We start from the raw sequence: 21,348 nt of genomic DNA, 5'->3' as shown, positions 1-21,348 counted from the left end.
TATTTGTTGTCTTGTTGGTCAGCATTTTGCATTGCTGCTGCACAGCCAACCTCACAACAAAATGGAGTTCGAGTTCATGCACAACCGTCCCCTGAAGAAGTTGCTTTGCGCCGTCGTCGCAGCCGTCGGCCTGGGCGCCGGCCTCAATGCCAGTGCCGCCGACCCGCTGAAGGTCGGCTTCGTCTACATCGGCCCGATCGGCGACCACGGCTGGACCTATCAGCATGAACAAGGGCGCAAGGAACTGGCGGCGAAGTTCGGCGAACAAGTCACCACCAACTACGTGGAAAACGTGCCGGAGGGGGCCGACGCCGAGCGGGTGATCCGCAACATGGCCAAGGACAAGTACGAGCTGATCTTCACCACGTCCTTCGGCTACATGAACCCGACGCTGAAAGTCGCCAAGCAGTTTCCCAAGGTGATCTTCGAACACGCCACCGGCTACAAGCAGGACAAGAACCTCGGCACGTACCTGGCTCGCACCTATGAGGGTCGCTACGTCGGCGGTTTCCTCGCGGCCAAGATGACCAAGACCAAGAAGATCGGTTATGTCGCCTCGTTCCCGATCCCGGAAGTCATCCGCGACATCAACGCCATCCAACTGGCCTTGAACAAATACAACCCTGGCACCGAGATCAAAGTGGTATGGGTCAACTCCTGGTTCGACCCGGGCAAGGAAGCCGACGCCGCCAATGCGCTGATCGACCAGGGCGTGGATGTGGTGTTCCAGCACACCGACAGCCCGGCGCCGATCCAGGCCGCCGAACGCCGCGGCGTCTATGCGGTGGGCTACGCTTCGGACATGGCCCATTTCGGGCCCAAGGCGGTGCTGACCTCCATCGTCAACGACTGGGGCCCGCATTACATCCAGGCGACCCAAAGCGTGCTCGACCATGACTGGAAATCCCAGGACTACTGGGGCGGCCTGAAGGAAGGCACGGTGAAACTGCCGATCAGCGAGCTTGTGCCGGCAGCGGTCAAGGGCGAAGCCGAGCAGATCATCGCCGACATCGAGAGCGGCGCCTTCCACCCGTTCACCGGCCCGATCAAGGACCAGGCCGGCGTCGAGAAAATCGCCGCGGGCGTGAGCGCCAGCAACGCGGAACTGGCGTCGATGAATTATTACGTTGAAGGGATGAAGGCTGAGATTCCCAAGTAATCCCAGCTTCAACACTTAACCCCTGTGGGAGCGAGCCTGCTCGCGATCGCGATTTATCTATCGACATCAATGTTGAATGTAAGTCAGCTATCGCGAGCAGGCTCGCTCCCACATTGAGTACACCTTTAAGTTCAGGAAAAGCCATGAACAGCCTTCCCATCATCGACATCAGCCCGCTCTACGGCGATGAGCCCGACGCCTGGCAAGGCGTCGCCGAGCAGATCGACCGCGCCTGCCGTCAGTGGGGCTTCTTCTACATCAAGGGCCACCCCATCAGCCCGGCGCGCATCGCCGAGGTGCAGGGCAATGCCCAACGCTTCTTCGCCCTGCCCGTTGAAGAAAAACTCAAGATCGACATCACCCAGACCCGCCACCATCGTGGCTACGGCGCCGTCGCCACGGAACAACTGGACCCGACCAAGCCCAGCGACCTGAAGGAAACCTTCGACATGGGCCTGCACCTGCCGGCCGATCACCCGGAAGTGCTGGCGGAAAAACCCCTGCGTGGCCCCAACCGCCACCCCGACCTGATGGGCTGGGAAACCTTGATGGAGCAGCATTACCGCGACATGCAGGCGCTTGCGCAAACCCTGCTGCGGGCCATGACCCTGGCCCTGGGCATCGAACGGGACTTTTTCGACACGCGCTTCAACGAACCGGTGAGCGTGCTGCGCCTGATCCATTACCCGCCCCGCGACACCGCCAGTTGCGCCGAACAGCAAGGTGCCGGCGCCCATACCGACTACGGTTGCATCACCCTGCTCTACCAGGACGCCGCCGGTGGCCTGCAAGTGCGCAACGTCAATGGCCAGTGGATCGACGCACCGCCCATCGACGGCACCTTCGTGGTCAACCTCGGCGACATGATGGCGCGCTGGAGCAACGACCGTTACCTGTCCACGCCGCATCGGGTGATCAGCCCGCTGGGAGTGGACCGCTATTCGATGCCATTCTTTGCCGAGCCGCACCCCGACACGCTGATCCAGTGCCTGCCCGGTTGCCAGGATGACGCCCACCCACCCAAGTACCCAACGACTACTTGCGCCGAATTCCTGCTGTCGCGCTTCGCCGACACCTATGCTTACCGGCGGGAGCCCCAGGCCGTGTAGTGGATCAGCCGGTCAGGTTTTACCCGACAGGGCGGCCAGCCCCCTGTAGAATGCCCGCCATCGATTCGCTGATGAGAAAAAGACCATGTACGACTGGCTGAACGCCCTGCCCAAGGCTGAACTGCACCTGCACCTGGAAGGCTCGCTGGAGCCCGAGCTGCTGTTCGCCCTGGCCGAACGCAACAAGATCGCCCTGCCGTGGAGCGACGTCGACACCCTGCGCAAGGCCTATGCCTTCAACAACCTGCAGGAATTCCTCGACCTCTATTACCAGGGCGCCGATGTGCTGCGCACCTCCCAGGATTTCTACGACCTGACCTGGGCCTACCTGTTGCGGTGCAAGGCGCAGAACGTGATCCACACCGAACCGTTCTTCGACCCACAGACCCACACCGACCGTGGCGTCCCGTTCGAAGTGGTGCTCAATGGCATCGCCGCTGCCCTCAAGGACGGTCAGCAGCAACTGGGCATCACCAGCGGGCTGATCCTGAGTTTCCTGCGTCACCTGAGCGAAGAACAAGCCGAGAAAACCCTCGACCAGGCGCTGCCGTTTCGCGACGCCTTCGTGGCCGTGGGCCTGGACAGTTCGGAGATGGGCCACCCGCCGAGCAAGTTCCAGCGCGTATTCGACCGCGCACGCAACGAAGGCTTCCTGACCGTTGCCCATGCCGGCGAAGAAGGTCCGCCCGAGTACATTTGGGAAGCCCTGGACCTGCTGAAGATCCAGCGCATCGACCATGGCGTGCGGGCCATCGAAGACGAGCGGCTGATGCAGCGGATCATCGACGAGCAGATTCCATTGACCGTGTGCCCGCTGTCCAACACCAAGCTGTGCGTGTTCGACGACATGTCGCAACACAACATCCTCGACATGCTCGAGCGCGGCGTGAAGGTGACGGTGAACTCCGATGACCCGGCGTACTTCGGCGGCTACGTCACCGAGAACTTCCACGCGCTGTATACCCACCTGGGCATGACCCAGGACCAGGCCAAGCGCCTGGCCCAGAACAGCCTGGATGCACGGTTGGTGAAACCTTAAGCCCGGTGACGTTGAGTAGGCCCTCTTCACTGAGAACACCTGTGGCGAGGGAGCTTGCTCCCGCTCGAGCGCGAAGCGGTCGCAATCGGTGAAAATGGTTTGATGATGGGGCTGCTACGCAGCCCAGCGGGAGCAAGCTCCCTCGCCACAGGGAACTCTATTGCGCTCCCCCCTCGCTCAACTCTTCCAGCGTCTTGCCCCGCGTCTCCATCCCGAACAACCAGACCACCCCCGCCGCCACGGCGAAGCACAGCGCGCCCAGGGCGAATACGCCGCCCTGGCCGGTGATAGGAAACACCAGGCCGGTCACCAAGGGGCCGAGCAGCGAACCGATACGCCCCACCGCCGAAGCAAAACCCGAGCCCGTAGCCCGGGCCGAGGTCGGGTACAACTCCGGCGTGTAGGTATAAAGCACCGCCCACATGCCGAACAGGAAGAACTGCATCAGCAACCCGGTGCCGATCAACAGGCCGACGTTGCCGCCAAACACCGCGCTCTGCCCATACAGAAACGCCATCACCCCGCCGCCCAGCAACGTGATGATGCACACTGGCTTGCGTCCCCAACGCTCCACCAGCCAGGCCGCCATCAGGAAGCCGGGAATCCCGCCCAGGGAAATCAGCACGGTGTAATACACCGACTGCGTCACCGCGAACCCCGACTGCTGCAACAACGCGCTGAGCCAGGACGTCAGGCCATAAAAACCGAGCAAGGCAAAGAACCAGACGCTCCAGATCATCGTCGTACGCTGGCGATACAGCGGCGACCAGATCTGCGCCAGGGCCGAAAAGAAATTGCCCGGAACATTCTCGACCCTCGGCAGGCGGATCGGCTCCGGCAGATCGCGACGTCCCAGCGAGGTCCGGACCTTGTCTTCGATCCGCTTGAGCACCGCGTCCGCTTCGTCACCCCGACCGGCCTGTTCCAGCCAGCGCGGCGACTCGGGAATGAAGAAGCGAATCGCCAGGACAAACACCGCCGGCACCGCCAGCACCAGGAAGATGTCGCGCCAGCCGATCACCGGCAGCAGGAAATACGACAGCACCCCCGCCGCCACGAAGCCCAGGGGCCAGAAACCATCCATCAAGGCGATGTAGCGCCCTCGGCGCTTGGCCGGGATCAGTTCCGAGAGCATGGACTGGGCAATCGGAAACTCCATGCCCATGCCGATACCCAGCAGGACGCGAAACAGCGTCAAGGTCTCGACATCCTGGGCGGTAGAGCACAGGTAACTGGCAATGCCCCACAACACGATGCTCCACTGGAACACCGGCTTGCGCCCGAACCGATCAGCCAACATGCCCGACAGCGACGCCCCCAGCACCATGCCGAAGAAGCTGGAGCTGGCGAGCAAACCGGCCTGGGCAGTGCTCAGGCCGAACTCGGCTTTGATCGAGCCCAGCAGGAACGTCATCATCGCCAGGTCCATCGAGTCGAAGAAAAACGCCAGGGCGATGATGATGAAAATCACCCGGTGATACCCACTGATGGGTAACCGCTCCAGGCGTTCCGCCGCGCTGTAATCTTGAGTGTCCATGCTGCCTCCCCAATCCGAAAATTCCCCGGACCGAGTGTGCGCGAACCTTGCAGGCGGTTATTGCTGAATACGACCTGTCGACAGCCCTGAACGACGCGCCTGGCAGTTCCCTAGAACGCCATCTCCACAGCATCCTGCCGGACGAACCGGTGGATTTCCTGCTGGCCGAGCGTCGTCACCTGCAAAGCCCGCGAATCGTTGGGCAAGGTCAGCCAACCCGACTGCATGAACAGTTGCAGCAACGCCGCCCCCAGCGCGCCACCCAGATGCGGACGACGCTCGCTCCAGTCCGGGCAGGGGCAAGCGATACGGGCGTTGCGATGAGCCAGGGCCTGGATGAACAAGCCCCGCTCGGCCAGTTGACTGGCCCCCTTGTGCGTGACGATCACTCGTTGTTCGAACTGCTCGATCCATCCGGCGTCCAGCAGGCGCTGGTAGAGGTCGGCCGCCAGGGTTCCCCCCAGGTGGTCGTCGCACAGCCTGGCCCGCATCAACGAAGCGGGGGCCGACGGGGCCTTGGTCGGCATCACCCGGCGCCTGAAGACCTCCGGAATCTGCCGTGGCGTACTGACCAGGGTCGCGCTGGCCAGCGCTTCGACGGCGGCGCCGATTTCAGGCGCGGCCAGTCGGAAGAACCGCTTGCGGCCCCGGGCTTCGACTTTCAACAGACCTCCCGCGGACAAGCGCCCCAGGTGCGCATTGGCCGAGGACGGCGACAATCCGGCGAGCAACGCCAGCTCCTCGGCCTGGCGGGCCGTGCCGTCCATCAAGGCCCACATCATTGCGCTGCGCTTGGGGTCAGCCAGCAGCGTGGCGATCTGGCTGATGCAAGGTGCATGTTCCATGTATTCACTCCCTGTTGAATCATTCGTCTACTGCTCTGGCGCAGGCGGTCGCTAGTATAAGCGCGGTGACCGCGCTTTCCTGTCCTCCGGAAACCTTTGGAGGCGATTGTTCATGAGGGAAAATTCTCTATTTGCGTGCGACTAATGGCCCGCCCCCGCCAGGAGTGGAAATCGAGCCGTCAACTCACCGCAGCGGTCCCGCAGCATGTCCCGCAAAAGGTTGATGGGCTTGCTCAATTGCGCCCGGTGGGCACACAGCAGATTGAGGGGCGCGCGCTCGCATTGCAGGTGCGGCAAGAGGATTTTCAAGCGCCCGGCCAGTACATCGGTGGACACATCCAGCCACGATTTATAGGCAATCCCGGCCCCCGCCACCGCCCAGCGGCGCACCACATCAGCGTCATCACTGAAGCGATCGCCGCCGACGGTGAGGCTCACCTCCCGTTTGCCGTCATGAAAGACCCATCGGTCATGGATCCGGCTGCCCAGCATGTACAACAGGCAGTTGTGCTGGGCCAGTTGTTCCAGTTGATGGGGTTCACCCTGGCGCGCCAGATAGTCTGGCGACGCACACAGCACCCGGCGGTTATCCGGGGCGACGGGCAAGGCCACCAGGCTTGAATCTTCCGGCTCGCCATAACGCAGGGCGATGTCCACCGGCTGCTTGAACAGGTCGGCCATGCGATCTCCCAGCAGCAGCCGCACCGTCAGCCCGGGGTGCTCGCGCTGGAACTCATCCAGCCAGGGCAACAGCAGGTTGCGCCCCAGGTCTGATGGCGCGGACAACTGCAACACCCCGCTGACCTGGTCCTGGCCGCTGGTCAATAAGCGCCGTCCTTCGTCGAGACTGCTCAACGCGGCACGGGCGTATTCGAGAAACCCCTCGCCTTCGGCCGTCAGGCGCAGGCTGCGGGTGGAACGGGCCAACAGTCGCGCACCGAGGTGCTGCTCGATCCGTTTCAACGCGGCACTGGCCACCGCCGCCGACAGGTCCATGACCCTGGCTGCCGCCGAGAGACTGCCCAGGTCCGCCGCCCGGACAAACAATTGCAAGTCATCGAAGCGAAGCATGACGACTCCATTATCAAAATATTATTGAAAGAGCCTGTTGTTTTAGCCGGTTTTATCTCGGTGATAAATAGCTAAACATGGCCTTCCTCGAAACTCACCTCACGGAGCCGCTTCATGAAAGCCATCGCCTACTACCATTCGTTGCCCATCACCGACCCGCAATCGCTCCAGGACATCGAGCTGCCGGAACCGGTCGCAGGCCCCCGGGACCTGTTGGTGGAGGTCAAGGCCATTTCGGTCAATCCGGTGGACACCAAGGTCCGCCAGAACGTCCAGCCCGAAGGTGGCGCCGCCAAGGTGCTGGGCTGGGACGTGGCCGGCGTGGTCAAGGCAGTCGGCAGCGAGGTCACGCTGTTCAAGGCCGGGGACAAGGTGTTCTACGCCGGTTCCATCGCCCGGGCCGGAGGCAACAGCGAGTTGCATGTGGTGGACGAACGCATCGTCGGCCACATGCCCAAGACCCTCGGTTTCGCCGACGCTGCGGCGCTGCCGCTGACGGCTATCACCGCGTGGGAATTATTGTTCGAGCGCCTGCGCATCCAGGAAGGCCAGGACGATCAGGGCCAGAGCCTGTTGATCGTCGGCGCGGCGGGAGGCGTGGGTTCGATCCTGACGCAACTGGCCCACCAACTCACCGGGTTGAAGGTGATTGGCACCGCGTCCCGTGCGCAAACCCAGGAATGGGTGCGCAGCCTGGGTGCCGACCTGGTGATCGACCACAGCCGCCCCTTGAGCGAAGTGTTGAAAGAAGCGGGACAGCCCCAGGTGACTCATGTCGCCAGCCTGACCCAGACCGACCAGCACCTGGACCAGTTGGTCGAAGCCCTCGCGCCCCAGGGCAAACTGGCGCTGATCGACGATCCCAAGGCGCTGGACGTGACCAAGCTCAAGCGCAAGAGCCTGTCGTTGCATTGGGAATTTATGTACACCCGCTCGCTGTTCGAAACGGCCGATATGCTTGAACAGCACAAGCTGCTCAACCGCGTGGCCGCCCTGATCGACGCCGGCACGCTGAAGACCACCGTGGGCGAGCATTTCGGCACCATCAACGCCGAAAACCTGCGTCGGGCCCATGCCTTGCTGGAAAGCGGCCAGGCCAAGGGCAAGATTGTGCTCGAGGGCTTCTGACCGAACACGGCAGTCGCCCCGCTAACAATCCTTGTGGCGAGGGAGCTTGCTCCCGCTGGGTTGCGAAGCAGCCCCAATGTGGGTGCTGCGCACCCAAGCGGGAGCAAGCTCCCTCGCCACAGGTGTTGCATCAATGTGGGAGTGCACCGTCAGTCCGAGAGTTGACCGTTGTCACAATTGCGATCGTATTCGGGTCTACACTCGAGGCCTTTGCAACGCAATCTTTTCGTGAGGAGGTCAGCAATGAAGATCCTGATAAAAGAAGTGGCAAAATCCCAATGGCAAGTGCGTCTTGACCAGCACGTCGTCACCTTCCGTACCGAGGCTGAAGCCCAGGCTTTTGCCACGACCTTGCAAGCGCGCATCCATGCGCCCCATCGCTTCCCCGAACAACAGCAGCGCGCAGCCGGCTGAGTCAGCCCTCGCGACTGGCCTGGACCAGGGCCCGGGCATTTTGCAGACGACGGGTGAGCATGGCGGCACCCACCACCAACAGCCCGCAAAGACTGATAACCAAGGCCATCGGCACAGCGGTGCCGTCATGCAACGCGGCGACCAGCGCGGCGGCTCCCGCCGCAACGGAAAACTGCAGGCAGCCGAGCATGGCCGAGGCACTCCCGGCCCGCGCGCCCTGCCCGTTCATGGCGCAGGCCGAGGCATTGGGAATGATGCACCCCAGGCTGGCGATGCAGATAAACAGCGGGACCAGCAGCGGCCACAACTGCGCAGGCTGCAGGGAACTGACCGCCAGCAGGCTCAACCCGGCGGCCAAGTAGATCCATACCGCGCGGGCCAGCAGGAACGCCGGGCCGCGCTTGGACAGCAATCGGGCATTGACCTGGGCAACCAGGATGAAACCCGCCGCGTTGGTGCCGAACAGCCAACCAAAATGTTCGGCGGGCACGCCATAAAGCTTGATGAAAACGAAAGGCGAGCCGGCGATGTAGGCAAACATCCCGGCAATCGCGATCCCTCCCGTCAACGCATGGCCGAGAAAGACCGAATCGGTCAATAACCGGCCGTACTGGCGTAGCGCGCCCGACAAAGGGGGGCGTGGAACATGGTCCGGCAAGCTTTCCGGCAACCACAAGGCCACGGCCGTTGCCGCCAACGCGCTGAACAGGGTCAACGCGATGAAGATCGACTGCCAGCCGTGCAGGTTCACCAGCAACCCGCCCAGCATCGGCGCGAGAATCGGCGCCAGGCCCATCACCAGCATCAGTTGTGAAAACACCTTCGCCGAGCCCACCGCGTCGCATTTGTCACTGACAACCGCTCGGGAAATCACCATCCCGGCGCAACCGCCCAAGGCCTGGACGAAGCGGGCGCCGATCAGCCATTCGAGGCTCGGTGCATAGGCGCAGGCCAAGGATGCCAGGGTGAACAAACCGACGCCGGTCAGCAGCGGAATGCGCCGTCCGAAGCGGTCCGCCACCGGTCCATAGGCCAGTTGCCCGATGGACAAGCCGAGGAAATAGGCCGCCAGGGTCAGTTGGATGTGTTTTTCGTCAGTGCCGAAGGCCGTGGCCATCGCCGGAAAGGCGGGCAGGTAGAAGTCGATCGCCAAGGGACCGAAAGCGCTCAAGGCGCCAAGAATCAGAATCGTGCGGAGGTTCATCGGGCGTCCAGTTCAGGCGTCGTTCGACAGCCCGACAGTCTAGCCGTGCCGGGCGCTCTTGAACATTCCGATAGGTCGCTAACGATTAAAAAAACTCAAGCGGCACTGACCCCATAGCCCTCTTCATTGATGGCCGCGATCACGGCATCGGCCGGCAACGAACTCTGGACCTGGACGGTCTTGGCGCTCAGGTCGACGCGCACCTCAGCCGCTGGATCCTTGGCCTGGACCGCCTGGGTGATGGCCTTGACGCAGTGACCGCAGGACATGCCCTCGACATTAAAAGTTTGCATGGGGTGACTCCTTGGGATTGAGGTTGGCGCCAGTTTCAAGCTTGCCATCATGGCAAGGTCAAGTTCTGACAAAAACTGCCGGGCTGGCAATCGGCATCGCCCTCAGCCAAGCTGCACACATCAAGGATTTCACACCGGAGGTTCAGCCATGCGCTGGTCAGCGTTCAGCCTGTTTTGCATGCTCGGTCTTTCAGCGGTGGCCCCCCAGGCCTCGGCCGCTGGCGAAGACTATGGCGTGTTGATCATTTCCCGCGAGCGCCTGGAAGTGTCGACCAATTGCGAAATCGGCATCTACATCCAGGATCAACTCTCGGCCCGGCTGTTCCAGGAGCAAAGCACCTCGTTCAACCTGCCGCCAGGTCAAGTCTCCTTGCGCCTGAAGTTGCTGCCGGGGCAGGCGCCGGGTTGTAATCCGGGCATGCTCGCACCGGGCTCGCAGGACATTACCCTCAAGGCCGGTGACATCCTGAAGTTCCGCATCGCAATGAATGAACAAGGCATGTACCTCAAGCAGGCTGGGCTCGGTTACTGACACCCCCATCTTGTGATTGCCAACCCCTGTGGGAGCGAGCTTTGTGGGAGCAAAGCTTGCTCCCACAGAGCCAACTCCCCAGATCAGGGATCGGCAACGCTGTTTTGGATTGGCGCTTGACCTTGCCAACATGGCAAGGTTGATCCTGTAGTCATTCACTACAGGGAGCCTGACCGATGTCCGAATCCACCACGTTCGATCTACCCATTGCCGGGATGACCTGTGCCAGTTGCGCCGGGCGGGTCGAGCGGGCCTTGAGCAAAGTCGCCGGTGCCAGTGCCGTCAGCGTCAACCTGGCGACGGAACTGGCGCGTGTCCAGGCCCCTGAAGGCAGTTTGCCGGCCTTGAAGCAGGCCGTCGAACAGGCGGGCTATAGCGTTCCCGTGCAAACCCTGGAGTTGAACATCGAAGGGATGACCTGCGCCTCCTGTGTCGGTCGGGTCGAACGCGCCCTGGGCAAAGTCGATGGCGTGAACAACGTCAGCGTCAACCTGGCCAACGAGCGGGCCCACCTCGAACTGCTCGGCCAGGTGGATGCGCAAACCTTGATCGATGCGGTCAAGCGCGCCGGCTATGACGCCACGGTCTGGCAGGCCGAGCGGGCCGCCGACACCCAGAACAACCGCCTGAACCGTGAGCGCCTGGCACTGGTACTGGCGATCCTGCTGTCCGTGCCGCTGGTACTGCCCATGCTGCTGCAGCCGTTCGGCGTGCATTGGATGCTTCCGGCCTGGGTACAGTTCGCCCTGGCGACGCCAGTGCAATTCATCTTCGGTGCGCGGTTCTACGTCGCCGCCTTCAAGGCCGTGCGAGCCGGTGCCGGGAACATGGACCTGCTGGTCGCCCTGGGTACCAGCGCCGGCTATGGCTTGAGCTTGTATGAATGGGCGATCGCCCCTCCCGGCGGCATGCCGCACCTGTATTTCGAAGCCTCGGCCGTGGTGATTGCCCTGGTGCTGCTCGGCAAATACCTGGAAAGCCGCGCCAAGCGCCAGACCGCCAGCGCCATCCGCGCCCTCCAAGCCTTGCGTCCGGAGCGGGCGATCCAGGTGATCGATGGCCGGGAGCGGGAGGTTGCCATCAGTGCCCTGCGCTTGAATGACCGGGTGCTGGTCAAGCCTGGGGAACGCTTCCCGGTGGACGGTGAAGTGCTGGAAGGCCAGAGCCATGCCGACGAAGCGCTGATCAGCGGCGAAAGCCTGCCGGTGCCCAAGCAGCCCGGCGACAAAGTCACGGGCGGCGCCATCAACGGCGAAGGCCGGTTACTGGTGCGCACGCAAGCCTTGGGCGCCGAAACCGTTCTGGCGCGGATCATCCGTCTGGTGGAAGACGCCCAGGCCGCGAAGGCGCCGATCCAGAAACTGGTGGATAAAGTCAGCCAGGTCTTCGTCCCGGTGGTGCTGGTGCTGGCCCTGGCGACATTGATCGGCTGGTGGCTGTACGGAGCCCCACTGGAAACCGCACTGATCAACGCCGTTGCGGTGCTGGTGATCGCCTGCCCCTGCGCCCTGGGCCTGGCGACGCCTACAGCGATCATGGCCGGCACCGGTGTGGCCGCACGCCACGGGATTCTGATCAAGGATGCCGAGGCCTTGGAGCGCGCCCACGAAGTCACGACAGTGGTGTTCGACAAAACCGGCACCCTGACCTCCGGCGCGCCGCGCATCGCCCACTTGACCGCCCTCGACGGTGATGAAGACGCGCTATTGAAAATGGCCGGGGCGCTGCAACGCGGCAGCGAACATCCTCTGGCCAAAGCGGTGCTGGACGCCTGTGCCGAGCGTGGCCTGGACGTGTCGGATGTCAGCGACAGCCAGTCCCTGGCCGGACGTGGTATCGCCGGCAGCCTCAATGGGCGCCGCCTGGCCTTGGGCAATCGTCGTCTGCTCGAAGAACTGGGCCTGAACCCCGGCTCGTTGGCCGATTCCGCACAGGCTTGGGAAACCGAAGGCCGCACGTTGTCCTGGCTGATCGAACAAGGCACGACGCCTCGGGTGCTGGGCCTGTTCGCCTTCGGTGACACCCTCAAGCCCGGTGCCCTCGCCGCCGTGGAAGCGTTGAATGAACAACACATCGCCAGCCACTTGCTCACTGGCGACAACCAGGGCAGCGCCCGGGTGGTGGGCCAGGCGTTGGGTATCACTGATGTCCATGCCGAAGTGTTGCCTGCGGATAAATCCGCCATCGTTCAGCAGTTGAAACGCCATTCGGTGGTGGCGATGGTAGGCGACGGCATCAACGACGCCCCGGCCCTGGCCGCCGCGGACATCGGCATTGCCATGGGCGGCGGCACCGACGTGGCGATGCATGCCGCGGGCATCACCCTCATGCGCGGCGATCCGCGACTGGTACCGGCGGCGCTGGACATCAGCCGCAAGACCTACGCCAAGATCCGCCAAAACCTGTTCTGGGCGTTTATCTATAACCTGATCGGCATCCCCCTGGCGGCGTTCGGTTTTCTCAACCCGGTGCTGGCCGGCGCGGCCATGGCGCTGTCGAGCGTCAGCGTGGTGAGCAATGCGTTATTGTTGAAATTCTGGACACCCAAGCAGTTGGAGGACAAGCGATGAACATCGGCCAAGCGGCCCGCCAGAGCGGCCTGAGCGCGAAGATGATCCGTTATTACGAATCCATCGGCCTGCTCAAGGCTGCCCATCGTACCGACAGCGGTTACCGGATCTACAGCACCGATGACCTGCACACCCTGGCGTTCATCAAGCGCTCCCGCGACTTGGGGTTTTCCTTGGAAGAGGTCGGCAAACTGCTGACCCTCTGGCAAGACCGCCAACGCGCCAGCGCCGACGTCAAGGCCCTGGCCCGGCAACACATCGATGAACTGAACCAGAAAATCCGCGAGTTGGCCGAACTGCGCGACACCCTGCAAGACCTGGTAGAACATTGCCACGGCGACCACCGCCCGGATTGCCCGATCCTCAAGGAACTGGCGTCGGGGTGCTGCAAAAGCTGATGCCACCGCCAACCCCCTGTGGGGGACATCAGATTCGAGCTCCAACACAAAACCTCTGTGGGAGCGGGCTTGCTCGCGAAGGCGGCGGCACATTCAACATTGATCCAAGCTGACCCACCGCTTTCGCGAGCAAGCCCGCTCCCACAAGGAGGGTTGCGCCACAGGGGATGGGCGGAGGGGCTGTTTTAGGGCCACAAAAAACCCGGCCATTGGCCGGGTTTCTGTTCAACCGATCATTGCATCCATGGCGGCGGCGGTTCCTCGGTCTTGCCGGGTGGTGCATCGTCGGCGGCGCGGACTGCCTGGCGGCGTTCTTCATCCAGGCGGGCGGCCTCGATTTCACGCATGATCCCACCCACATCCGCCAACTCTTCCGGCTCGTCGAATTCGCCGGTCAGCACGCTGGCCGGGTGCAGGGTGCCGGCTTCGTACAGCGCCCACATTTCCTTCGCGTACTTGGTGCGCTTGAGCTCCGGGGCGAACCGGCCGAAGTAGGACGCCATGTTGCCCACGTCCCGCTCCAACATGCTGAAGGCATGGTTGTTACCGGCGGCATCCACGGCTTGCGGCAAGTCGATGATCACCGGCCCCGTAGGCGTGAGCAGGACGTTGAACTCCGACAGGTCGCCGTGCACCAGGCCGGTACACAGCATCAGCACGATCTGGGAAATCAGATAGGCGTGATATTCACGGGCCTGGTCCGGCTCCAGCACCACATCGTTCAGGCGCGGCGCGGCATCGCCGTACTCGTCGGCCACCAGCTCCATCAACAGCACGCCTTCGAGGAAGTCGTACGGCTTCGGCACGCGCACACCCGCGCTCGCCAGGCGGAACAGGGCCGCCACTTCGGCATTTTGCCAGGCGTCCTCGGTTTCCTTGCGCCCGAACTTCGAGCCCTTGGCCATGGCCCGGGCCTGACGGCTGTTGCGCACCTTGCGGCCTTCCTGATATTCGGCCGCCTGACGAAAACTTCGCTTGTTCGCCTCCTTGTAGACCTTCGCGCAACGTAGCTCGTTGCCGCAGCGCACCACATAAACAGCTGCTTCTTTACCACTCATGAGTGGGCGCAGCACCTCGTCGACCAGACCGTCCTCGATCAGGGGTTCAATGCGTTTTGGAGTCTTCATCAGCTTTTATTGTGGGTCCTTTATTACCAAACACGCGAATGACAGTCGTTATACGGCAATCCTTGCTCCACGGGGAGGGGTTGCCGACCTATGAACCGGTGATGCACACAATGTGCCGGATTAATTGACCGCGCCAAATCATAGCCGAGACCGGACCTGGCGTTGGCAAATGAATGCCCAGGTATTTGCGACAAGAGCTGACAGGCGCGCCTACCACCGTCGTAGGCCAGTGCGGCGACTCAATGCTTGAACAACTCCCCCGGGGTAAACCCGAACATCCCCTTGAACGCGGCAATGAACGCGGACGTTGAATCATAGCCACAGGACAACGCGGCGCTGGTGACGCTGTCGCCTTTCTCCAACGAGCCCAGGGACGACAACAACCGCATGCGCTGGCGCCAGGCCCGAAAGCTCAGGCCGGTCTCGCGCTGGAACAGGCGCATCAGGGTTTTTTCCGAGGTGCCCAGACGTTCGGACCAGGCTTGCAGGGTGACGTTCTGTTCGGGCTGCTCGATCAATTCGTTGCACAGCGCCAGCAAGCGGACATGTCGCGGCAGCGGTAGGGAAAATCCCACCTCCGGCAGCGTCGCCAACTGATCCAGCAGCACCTGCACCAGCCGTTCTTCCTGGGTATCACCTTGGGGATAATCGACCGGTAGCAGACAGAACACCTTGATCAGTTCACGGGCCAGTGGCGTGACCTCCAGCACCCGACAGCGCTCGTCGGCCCACGGGCAAGCGTGGCGATGGACATACAGGCTACGCATTTCCGCCCGAGTGGAGGTCACCACCTGATGCTCCAGATCCGCCGGAATCCAGATGCCCCGTTGTGGCGGGGCAAAAAAACTGCCGGCTGCGGTGTGGACGCCAAGAACGCCGCTGATGGCGTAGGAAAACTGCACCCAGTCATGACGATGGGCTTGCGTCCACGAGCCGGCGCTCAAGCTTTCCACACGGGCGTACAGCGGCCTCGGCAATTGCGCCAAGTCGGGGATATGGCGTTCCAGCTGCTGATGTCCGTTAGGCGGCATTGATTGGCCTTATGTCGCAAGACGACTGATAGGGACGACGTTAGGCTAAGTCGACTTTTCCTACAACTTGCGGTGCCCTATGCATATCGTCAGACACCTCAAACGCCTTGCGACCGACTGGTTCCTGTGCGGCATGTTGCTCGCCACGCTGCTGGCGTACTTCTTCCCGACCTTTGGTGCCACGGGCGGCGCCATGCATGCCGAATGGGTGGTCAATATCGGCATCTTCGTGGTGTTCTTCCTGCACGGGGTCAACCTGTCCGGCGAGCAGATCCGCCACGGCCTGAAGAACTACCGGCTGCATGTGATGGTGCAAGGTTTCACCTTTGGCGTGTTCCCATTGATCTGGCTACTCAGCAACTGGCTGCTGGGCAGCCATGTGCCGTCGCTGCTGATGCTGGGGTTCTTCTACCTCTGCGCCCTGCCCTCGACGATCTCTTCCTCGGTGGCCCTGACCGGCAGTGCGAAAGGTAACGTGCCAGCGGCGATTCTCAACGCGAGCCTGTCCAGCGTATTGGGCGTTTTCCTGACACCGTTGCTGGTCAGTTTCGTCGTCGGCAGCGGCGCCGATGGCATCGACCTCGGTTCAACCTTGCTCGACCTGTGCCTGATGTTGTTGCTGCCGCTGGTGCTGGGGCAGTTCCTGCGGCGTTGGCTGGCCGGCTTTTTCGGTCGGTATAAACGCTACACCAGCATCATCGACAAGTTGGTGATCTTGCTGCTGGTCTATGCCGCGTTTTGTAATTCGATGGTGTCCGGCATCTGGCAACAACAAGGCAACGGCGTGTTGCTCAGCGCAGCGGCGGGCAGTGCCGTGCTGCTGGCAATCATCCTGTGGACGACCACCCGCACCGCTCGTGCCCTCAAATTCAACAGCGCCGATGAAGTCGCCGCAGTGTTCTGCGCCAGCAAGAAATCCCTCGCCGCCGGGGTGCCGATGGCCGCATTGATTTTTGGCAACCATCCCGGCCTGGGGCTGATTCTGCTGCCGATCATGATTTATCACCCACTGCAGTTGATCGTCTGCTCGATCCTGGCCGAGCGCTACGCCAGCCAGCACAAGGCACTGGCATCCGGCCAGGACGGCGCCCTGCTCAACGCTCGATGATCGCCGTCACGCCCTGGCCGGCGGCGGCGCAGATCGAAATCAACCCGCGCCCCCGCCCGGCGGCATCCAGCAGCTTGGCGAGGTTGGCGACAATGCGCCCGCCCGTGGCTGCAAACGGATGCCCGGCGGCCAGGGAACTGCCCTTCACGTTCAGCCGGCTGCGGTCGATGGACCCCAGCGGCGCGTCGAGGCCCAGGCGGGTGTTGCAGTAGTCCGGGTCTTCCCAGGCTTTGAGCGTGCACAACACTTGGGCGGCGAACGCTTCGTGGATTTCGTAGTAATCGAAGTCCTGCAACGTCAGGCCATTACGGGCGAGCAATCGCGGCACGGCGTAGACCGGGGCCATCAGCAGCCCTTCGGCGCCATTGACGAAATCCACCGCCGCCGTTTCACCGTCACGCAGGTACGCCAGGATCGGCAGGCCCCGGGCCTTGGCCCATTCTTCGCTGCCCAGCAGCACCAACGAGGCACCGTCGGTGAGTGGCGTGGAGTTGCCGGCGGTCATCGTGCCCTTGGCGCTTTTTTCAAAGGCCGGCTTGAGGGCGGCGAGTTTTTCCAGGGTCAGGTCCGGGCGCAGGTTGTTGTCCCGGGTCAGGCCGAGGAACGGCGTCATCAAGTCGTTCTGCCAACCTTCGGCGTAGGACGCGGCCATTTTCTGATGGCTCTCCAGGGCCAACTGGTCCTGGGCCTCCCGGGGGATCTGCCAGGTCTGGGCCATCAATTCACAGTGCTCGCCCATGCTCAGGCCAGTGCGCGGTTCGTTGATGCGCGGCAGATCCGGTATCAGGTGTTGGGGACGCAATTGCAGGAAGGTCTTGATTTTATCGGCGGTGGTCTTGGCGCGATTGGCTTGCAGCAGAATTCTGCGCAACCCCTCATTGACGGCGATCGGCGCGTCCGACGTGGTGTCGACGCCGCCGGCAATGCCGCTGTCGATCTGGCCCAGGGCGATCTTGTTGGCCACCAGCAGCACCGTCTCCAGCCCCGTGCCACAGGCCTGTTGTACGTCATAGGCCGGCGTCATCGGTGACAACCGCGAACCGAGCACGCATTCGCGGGTCAGGTTCATATCCCGGGAGTGCTTGAGCACCGCACCGGCCGCCACTTCGCCGATGTGCAAGCCATGCAGGTTGTAGCGCTCGATCAGCCCCTCGAGGGCAGCCGTCAGCATCGCCTTGTTGCTGGCGGTGGCATAGAGCCCGTTGGAGCGGGCGAAAGGAATGCGGTTACCACCGATGATCGCGACGCGGCGTAGCTGTGTCATGAAAGAACTCCCTGTGTACCCTGTGAAGACTCAACCAAACCCTGTGGGAGCAAAGCTTGCTCGCGATGAACGATGACGCGACCTACCTGAAAAACGCGGTGTCTGCATCGCGAGCAAGCTTTGCTCCCACAGGGATTCGGTGCCCTGGAAACAGCGCTCCAGCACAAGCTTAGGCTTTATCTCGCCGATCGAACGACTGATTGCCAATCATGGTCCACACTTGGAACCTCATCAGCCGGAGTGTGTTCCATGTCTGACCGTTATATCGACTTCGCCAATTCGCCCATTGGCCGGCGCATGGTCGGGTCCCTCGGCCTGCCCTCGCCGGTACGCCTGGAACGCTGGCAGGCCGGGCGGCTGCGGCCGATCGAAGGCGCACTGCTGTTGGGCGGTGGACCGTTGACCGAACAGATCGGCACATTTGCCAAACGCCTGACCGACAGCATTTTCATCTACGGCGGCGAACCGACGCTGGCCACGGAATGGATCCCCGGCCACGGCCCGAAAATCAAGGCGGTGGTGTACGACGCCAGCCATTTGGTGCAGGCCGACCAGCTCAAACAGTTGCGGGAATTTTTCCAGCCGCTGATGAAAAACCTCGACCACAGCGCCCATGTCGTCATCCTCGGGCGTGCGCCGGAAAGTCTTGGCGATCCGTTCGCCGCCAGTGCCCAGCGGGCGTTGGAGGGTTTCAGCCGGTCCCTGGCCAAAGAGCTGCGCCACGGCGGGACGCTGCAACTGTTGTACGTCGGCGACGGTGCCGAAACCCAGTTGGAGGGTGCGCTGCGGTTCTTCCTGTCGCCCAAAAGCGCCTTCATTTCCGGACAGGTCATTCGTCTTAACGCCTGCTACACCCAAGTCCAGGACTGGACCCGGCCGCTCACTGGGCTCAAGGCGCTGGTCACTGGCGCAGCCCGCGGGATCGGCGCCGCCATCGCCGAAACCCTGGCCCGCGATGGCGCTGACGTGATCCTGCTGGACGTCCCCCAGGCCAAGACCGATCTCGACGCCCTGGCGGCACGCTTGAGCGGGCGCAGCGTCACGTTGGATATCTGCGCCGAAGATGCCGCCACCCAGTTGATCGAGCACTTGCCCGACGGCGTCGACATCGTGGTGCACAACGCCGGCATCACCCGGGACAAGACCCTTGCCAACATGACCCCGGAATTCTGGGACGCCGTGCTGGCCGTCAACCTCAACGCCCCGCAAGTGCTGACCAAGGCCCTGCTGGACAGCGGCACCCTGCGCGACAATGGCCGGGTGGTTCTGCTGGCGTCCATCAGCGGCATGGCCGGCAACCGTGGGCAGACCAACTATGCGGCCAGCAAGGCCGGGCTGATCGGCCTAGCCCAGGCCTGGGCGCCGTTGCTGCAATCACGCGGCATCAGCATCAACGCCGTGGCGCCGGGTTTCATTGAAACCCGCATGACCGCCGAGATCCCCTTCGCCTTACGCGAGGCCGGGCGGCGCATGAGCTCCCTTGGCCAGGGCGGATTGCCCCAGGACGTCGCCGAGGCCGTGGCCTGGCTCGCGCAGCCCGGGACCGGCGCCGTGACCGGACAGGCCTTGCGGGTGTGCGGGCAAAGCCTTTTGGGAGCGTGACCATGACGATCCAATGGCATGACGTCAGCAGCCCGCCCTCCATATCCGGGCTTTATTCGAAAGCGGCAACGCGGCGCAAGGTCACCGGAACGACCTTGCCCGAGGAAGGCTTGCGCCAGGTGCTCCAGGTCGACCCGCAACGGCTGGCGGCGTATCGCAAGGTCTGCGGTTTCGTCGATAACGGACTGCTGCCGCCAACGTACCCCCACGTCTTGGCGTTCGCCCTGCAAATGCAATTGCTCACGGCTCGGGACTTTCCCTTTCCGTTGTTGGGGTTGATCCACTTGAGCAACCGCATTCGTGTGTTGCGGCCCATGGGTGGGGTCGGCCAGGTGCGGACCAGCGTCCATGTCGAGAACCTGCAAGCCCACGCCAAGGGCGCGGTCTTCGACCTGGTGACCCGCCTCGATGATCAATTGGGGCCGCTGTGGGAGGCCCGGAGCCAGATGCTGTGCAAAGGCGTCCAGCTCGACGGGGCACTGGTGGAGGACTCACCGCAGGCCAGCCTGCCCTTGATTGAAGTCGCGCGTTGGGCCGCACCGGCTGATATCGGTCGACAGTACGCCAAGGTCTCCGGCGACTACAACCCGATCCACCTGAGCGGCCTCAGCGCCCGGCTATTTGGCTTCCCCACCGCCATCGCCCATGGTCTGTGGAACAAGGCCAGGACCCTGGCGGCGCTGGAGGACCATCTGCCCGAGGCCAATATCGAGATCGATGTCACCTTCCAGAAACCGGTGCGCCTGCCCAGCGAGGTGACCCTGTTGGCCAGCGCGGCGGGCTCCAGTGGGCAACTGCAACTGGTGGGCGCCGGGGCGTTGGAGCATATGGTCGGAGAATGGCGGCCGGCGGCCTGAGCAAGTCGATGGTGTTCACCGTAAATCCCTGTGGGAGCGGGCTTGCTCGCGAAAGCGGTGGGTCAGCTTGCATCCAAGTTGGATGTGCCGCCGTCATCGCGAGCAGGCTCCCACAGTTGTTCCGGGGGTGTTCACGGGGCATGTATTCACCTCAAATCCCTGTGGGAGCGAGCCTGCTCGCGAAAGCGGTGGGTCAGCTTGCATCCAAGTTGGATGTGCCGCCGTCATCGCGAGCAGGCTCGCTCCCACAGTTGTTCCGGGGGTGTTCACGGGGCATGTATTCACCTCAAATCCCTGTGGGAGCGGGCTTGCTCGCGAAAGCGGTGGGTCAGCTTGCATCAATGTTGACTGTGCAACCGTCTTCGCGAGCAAGCCCGCTCCCACAGTTGTTCCGGGGGTGTTCACGGGGCATGTATTCACCTCAAATCCCTGTGGGAGCGAGCCTGCTCGCGAAAGCGGTGGGTCAGCTTGCATCCAAGTCGGATGTGCCGCCGTCTTCGCGAGCAAGCCCGCTCCCACAGTTGTTCCGGGGGTGTTCACGGGGCATGTATTCACCTCAAATCCCTGTGGGAGCGAGCCTGCTCGCGAAAGCGGTGGGTCAGCTTGCGTCCAAGTTGGATGTGCCGCCGTCTTCGCGAGCAAGCCCGCTCCCACAGTTGTTCCGGGGGTGTTCACGGGGCATGTATTCACCTCAAATCCCTGTGGGAGCGAGCCTGCTCGCGAAAGCGGTGGGTCAGCTTGCATCAATGTTGACTGTGCAACCGTCTTCGCGAGCAAGCCCGCTCCCACAGTTGTTCCGGGGGTGTTCACGGGGCATGTATTCACCTCAAATCCCTGTGGGAGCGGGCTTGCTCGCGAAAGCGGTGGGTCAGTCTGCTTCAATGTGACTGTGCTGCCGTCTTCGCGAGCAAGCCCGCTCCCACAGTTGTTCCGGGGGGTGTTCACGGGGCATGTATTCACCTCAAATCCCTGTGGGAGCGGGCTTGCTCGCGAAAGCGGTGGGTCAGCTTGCATCAATGTTGACTGTGCAACCGTCTTCGCGAGCAAGCCCGCTCCCACA

The 21,348-nt window shown here is 62.8% G+C and carries 19 protein-coding genes; 11 read left to right on the top strand and 8 right to left on the bottom strand.

Annotated features, from left to right (window positions below):
- Positions 1-76 precede the first annotated feature (76 nt).
- The 3 genes from J3361_RS24690 to J3361_RS24680 all read left to right on the top strand — a co-directional run bounded on the left by J3361_RS24690 (position 77) and on the right by J3361_RS24680 (position 3,307).
- Positions 77-1,159, top strand: a complete 1,083-nt coding sequence (locus J3361_RS24690) for a BMP family ABC transporter substrate-binding protein (RefSeq protein WP_207966741.1) — start codon at positions 77-79, stop codon at positions 1,157-1,159.
- A gap of 143 nt (positions 1,160-1,302) precedes the next feature.
- Positions 1,303-2,268, top strand: a complete 966-nt coding sequence (locus J3361_RS24685) for a 2-oxoglutarate and iron-dependent oxygenase domain-containing protein (RefSeq protein ID WP_207966740.1) — start codon at positions 1,303-1,305, stop codon at positions 2,266-2,268.
- Positions 2,269-2,353: 85 nt separating this feature from the next.
- Positions 2,354-3,307 (top strand): adenosine deaminase, encoded by a 954-nt coding sequence (locus J3361_RS24680; protein ID WP_207966739.1) that lies wholly within the window; start codon positions 2,354-2,356, stop codon positions 3,305-3,307.
- 157 nt (positions 3,308-3,464) lie between these two features.
- Here J3361_RS24680 and J3361_RS24675 read toward each other — a convergent pair whose 3' ends face one another.
- From J3361_RS24675 to J3361_RS24665, 3 genes are all read right to left on the bottom strand, one after another.
- Positions 3,465-4,844 (bottom strand): MFS transporter, encoded by a 1,380-nt coding sequence (locus tag J3361_RS24675; RefSeq protein ID WP_207966738.1) that lies wholly within the window; start codon positions 4,842-4,844, stop codon positions 3,465-3,467.
- Positions 4,845-4,954: 110 nt separating this feature from the next.
- On the bottom strand, positions 4,955-5,689 hold the full coding sequence (locus J3361_RS24670; protein WP_207966737.1) for a helix-turn-helix transcriptional regulator: 735 nt from the start codon (positions 5,687-5,689) through the stop codon (positions 4,955-4,957).
- 141 nt (positions 5,690-5,830) lie between these two features.
- Positions 5,831-6,760: a LysR family transcriptional regulator gene (locus J3361_RS24665; RefSeq protein ID WP_207966736.1), complete on the bottom strand. Its 930-nt coding sequence runs from the start codon at positions 6,758-6,760 to the stop codon at positions 5,831-5,833.
- Positions 6,761-6,874: 114 nt separating this feature from the next.
- Here J3361_RS24665 and J3361_RS24660 point away from each other — a divergent pair, with 114 nt between their 5' ends.
- Together J3361_RS24660 and J3361_RS24655 are read left to right on the top strand one after the other, a co-directional pair.
- Entirely contained in the window at positions 6,875-7,888 is a 1,014-nt protein-coding gene (locus J3361_RS24660; RefSeq protein ID WP_207966735.1) for a zinc-binding alcohol dehydrogenase family protein, read from the top strand.
- Positions 7,889-8,131: 243 nt separating this feature from the next.
- Entirely contained in the window at positions 8,132-8,302 is a 171-nt protein-coding gene (locus tag J3361_RS24655; protein ID WP_170866862.1) for a hypothetical protein, read from the top strand.
- 1 nt (position 8,303) lies between these two features.
- Here the strand turns inward: J3361_RS24655 and J3361_RS24650 are convergent, their stop codons facing one another.
- Positions 8,304-9,506: a multidrug effflux MFS transporter gene (locus J3361_RS24650; protein WP_207966734.1), complete on the bottom strand. Its 1,203-nt coding sequence runs from the start codon at positions 9,504-9,506 to the stop codon at positions 8,304-8,306.
- A gap of 95 nt (positions 9,507-9,601) precedes the next feature.
- Positions 9,602-9,799, bottom strand: a complete 198-nt coding sequence (locus J3361_RS24645) for a cation transporter (protein ID WP_207966733.1) — start codon at positions 9,797-9,799, stop codon at positions 9,602-9,604.
- 148 nt (positions 9,800-9,947) lie between these two features.
- Here J3361_RS24645 and J3361_RS24640 point away from each other — a divergent pair, with 148 nt between their 5' ends.
- The 3 genes from J3361_RS24640 (at position 9,948) to cueR (ending at position 13,299) form a co-directional block, all read left to right on the top strand.
- Positions 9,948-10,331, top strand: coding sequence for a hypothetical protein (locus J3361_RS24640; protein ID WP_207966732.1), 384 nt, complete (start codon positions 9,948-9,950; stop codon positions 10,329-10,331).
- A gap of 176 nt (positions 10,332-10,507) precedes the next feature.
- On the top strand, positions 10,508-12,901 hold the full coding sequence (locus tag J3361_RS24635) for a heavy metal translocating P-type ATPase (RefSeq protein ID WP_207966731.1): 2,394 nt from the start codon (positions 10,508-10,510) through the stop codon (positions 12,899-12,901).
- Positions 12,898-13,299: a Cu(I)-responsive transcriptional regulator gene (gene cueR / locus J3361_RS24630; RefSeq protein ID WP_207966730.1), complete on the top strand. Its 402-nt coding sequence runs from the start codon at positions 12,898-12,900 to the stop codon at positions 13,297-13,299. The genes J3361_RS24635 and cueR overlap by 4 nt, the downstream gene beginning before the upstream one ends.
- A gap of 233 nt (positions 13,300-13,532) precedes the next feature.
- Here cueR and J3361_RS24625 read toward each other — a convergent pair whose 3' ends face one another.
- Positions 13,533-14,426 (bottom strand): PA4780 family RIO1-like protein kinase, encoded by an 894-nt coding sequence (locus tag J3361_RS24625; protein ID WP_014336406.1) that lies wholly within the window; start codon positions 14,424-14,426, stop codon positions 13,533-13,535.
- Between the two features lie 239 nt (positions 14,427-14,665).
- Positions 14,666-15,457 carry a helix-turn-helix transcriptional regulator gene (locus tag J3361_RS24620; RefSeq protein WP_207966729.1) on the bottom strand — a complete coding sequence of 264 codons (792 nt, stop codon included), beginning with the start codon at positions 15,455-15,457 and terminating at the stop codon, positions 14,666-14,668.
- 79 nt (positions 15,458-15,536) lie between these two features.
- On the opposite strand from J3361_RS24620, the gene J3361_RS24615 reads away from it, so the two are divergent.
- Positions 15,537-16,565: a bile acid:sodium symporter family protein gene (locus J3361_RS24615; RefSeq protein WP_207966728.1), complete on the top strand. Its 1,029-nt coding sequence runs from the start codon at positions 15,537-15,539 to the stop codon at positions 16,563-16,565.
- Here the strand turns inward: J3361_RS24615 and J3361_RS24610 are convergent.
- Entirely contained in the window at positions 16,552-17,829 is a 1,278-nt protein-coding gene (locus J3361_RS24610; RefSeq protein ID WP_207966727.1) for an acetyl-CoA C-acetyltransferase, read from the bottom strand. The two genes, J3361_RS24615 and J3361_RS24610, sit on opposite strands and share 14 nt — an antisense overlap.
- Positions 17,830-18,078: 249 nt before the next feature.
- Between J3361_RS24610 and J3361_RS24605 the strand changes: the two genes are divergently transcribed.
- Both J3361_RS24605 and J3361_RS24600 read left to right on the top strand, forming a co-directional pair.
- A complete protein-coding gene (locus tag J3361_RS24605) occupies positions 18,079-19,431 on the top strand; it encodes a 3-oxoacyl-ACP reductase (RefSeq protein WP_207966726.1) in 1,353 nt (450 codons plus the stop codon).
- Between the two features lie 2 nt (positions 19,432-19,433).
- Positions 19,434-20,288, top strand: a complete 855-nt coding sequence (locus tag J3361_RS24600; RefSeq protein ID WP_207966725.1) for a MaoC/PaaZ C-terminal domain-containing protein — start codon at positions 19,434-19,436, stop codon at positions 20,286-20,288.
- Positions 20,289-21,348: the final 1,060 nt, after the last annotated feature.

The organism is Pseudomonas sp. OA65, from assembly GCF_017498305.1.
Lineage (GTDB): Bacteria > Pseudomonadota > Gammaproteobacteria > Pseudomonadales > Pseudomonadaceae > Aquipseudomonas > Aquipseudomonas zanjanensis.
This window is presented reverse-complemented; position numbering and strand designations above follow the sequence as displayed.

Excerpts from the sequence above, each read along its gene's own strand:
- J3361_RS24650 (WP_207966734.1), bottom strand. The coding sequence starts at position 9,506 with ATGAACCTCCGCACGATTCTGATTCTTGGCGCCTTGAGCGCTTTCGGT.
- J3361_RS24690 (WP_207966741.1), top strand. The coding sequence starts at position 77 with ATGCACAACCGTCCCCTGAAGAAGTTGCTTTGCGCCGTCGTCGCAGCC.
- J3361_RS24675 (WP_207966738.1), bottom strand. The coding sequence starts at position 4,844 with ATGGACACTCAAGATTACAGCGCGGCGGAACGCCTGGAGCGGTTACCC.
- J3361_RS24640 (WP_207966732.1), top strand. The coding sequence starts at position 9,948 with ATGCGCTGGTCAGCGTTCAGCCTGTTTTGCATGCTCGGTCTTTCAGCG.
- cueR (WP_207966730.1), top strand. The coding sequence starts at position 12,898 with ATGAACATCGGCCAAGCGGCCCGCCAGAGCGGCCTGAGCGCGAAGATG.
- J3361_RS24605 (WP_207966726.1), top strand. The coding sequence starts at position 18,079 with ATGTCTGACCGTTATATCGACTTCGCCAATTCGCCCATTGGCCGGCGC.
- J3361_RS24615 (WP_207966728.1), top strand. The coding sequence starts at position 15,537 with ATGCATATCGTCAGACACCTCAAACGCCTTGCGACCGACTGGTTCCTG.
- J3361_RS24635 (WP_207966731.1), top strand. The coding sequence starts at position 10,508 with ATGTCCGAATCCACCACGTTCGATCTACCCATTGCCGGGATGACCTGT.
- J3361_RS24625 (WP_014336406.1), bottom strand. The coding sequence starts at position 14,426 with ATGAAGACTCCAAAACGCATTGAACCCCTGATCGAGGACGGTCTGGTC.
- J3361_RS24680 (WP_207966739.1), top strand. The coding sequence starts at position 2,354 with ATGTACGACTGGCTGAACGCCCTGCCCAAGGCTGAACTGCACCTGCAC.
- J3361_RS24645 (WP_207966733.1), bottom strand. The coding sequence starts at position 9,799 with ATGCAAACTTTTAATGTCGAGGGCATGTCCTGCGGTCACTGCGTCAAG.
- J3361_RS24685 (WP_207966740.1), top strand. The coding sequence starts at position 1,303 with ATGAACAGCCTTCCCATCATCGACATCAGCCCGCTCTACGGCGATGAG.
- J3361_RS24620 (WP_207966729.1), bottom strand. The coding sequence starts at position 15,457 with ATGCCGCCTAACGGACATCAGCAGCTGGAACGCCATATCCCCGACTTG.
- J3361_RS24660 (WP_207966735.1), top strand. The coding sequence starts at position 6,875 with ATGAAAGCCATCGCCTACTACCATTCGTTGCCCATCACCGACCCGCAA.
- J3361_RS24665 (WP_207966736.1), bottom strand. The coding sequence starts at position 6,760 with ATGCTTCGCTTCGATGACTTGCAATTGTTTGTCCGGGCGGCGGACCTG.
- J3361_RS24610 (WP_207966727.1), bottom strand. The coding sequence starts at position 17,829 with ATGACACAGCTACGCCGCGTCGCGATCATCGGTGGTAACCGCATTCCT.
- J3361_RS24600 (WP_207966725.1), top strand. The coding sequence starts at position 19,434 with ATGACGATCCAATGGCATGACGTCAGCAGCCCGCCCTCCATATCCGGG.
- J3361_RS24655 (WP_170866862.1), top strand. The coding sequence starts at position 8,132 with ATGAAGATCCTGATAAAAGAAGTGGCAAAATCCCAATGGCAAGTGCGT.
- J3361_RS24670 (WP_207966737.1), bottom strand. The coding sequence starts at position 5,689 with ATGGAACATGCACCTTGCATCAGCCAGATCGCCACGCTGCTGGCTGAC.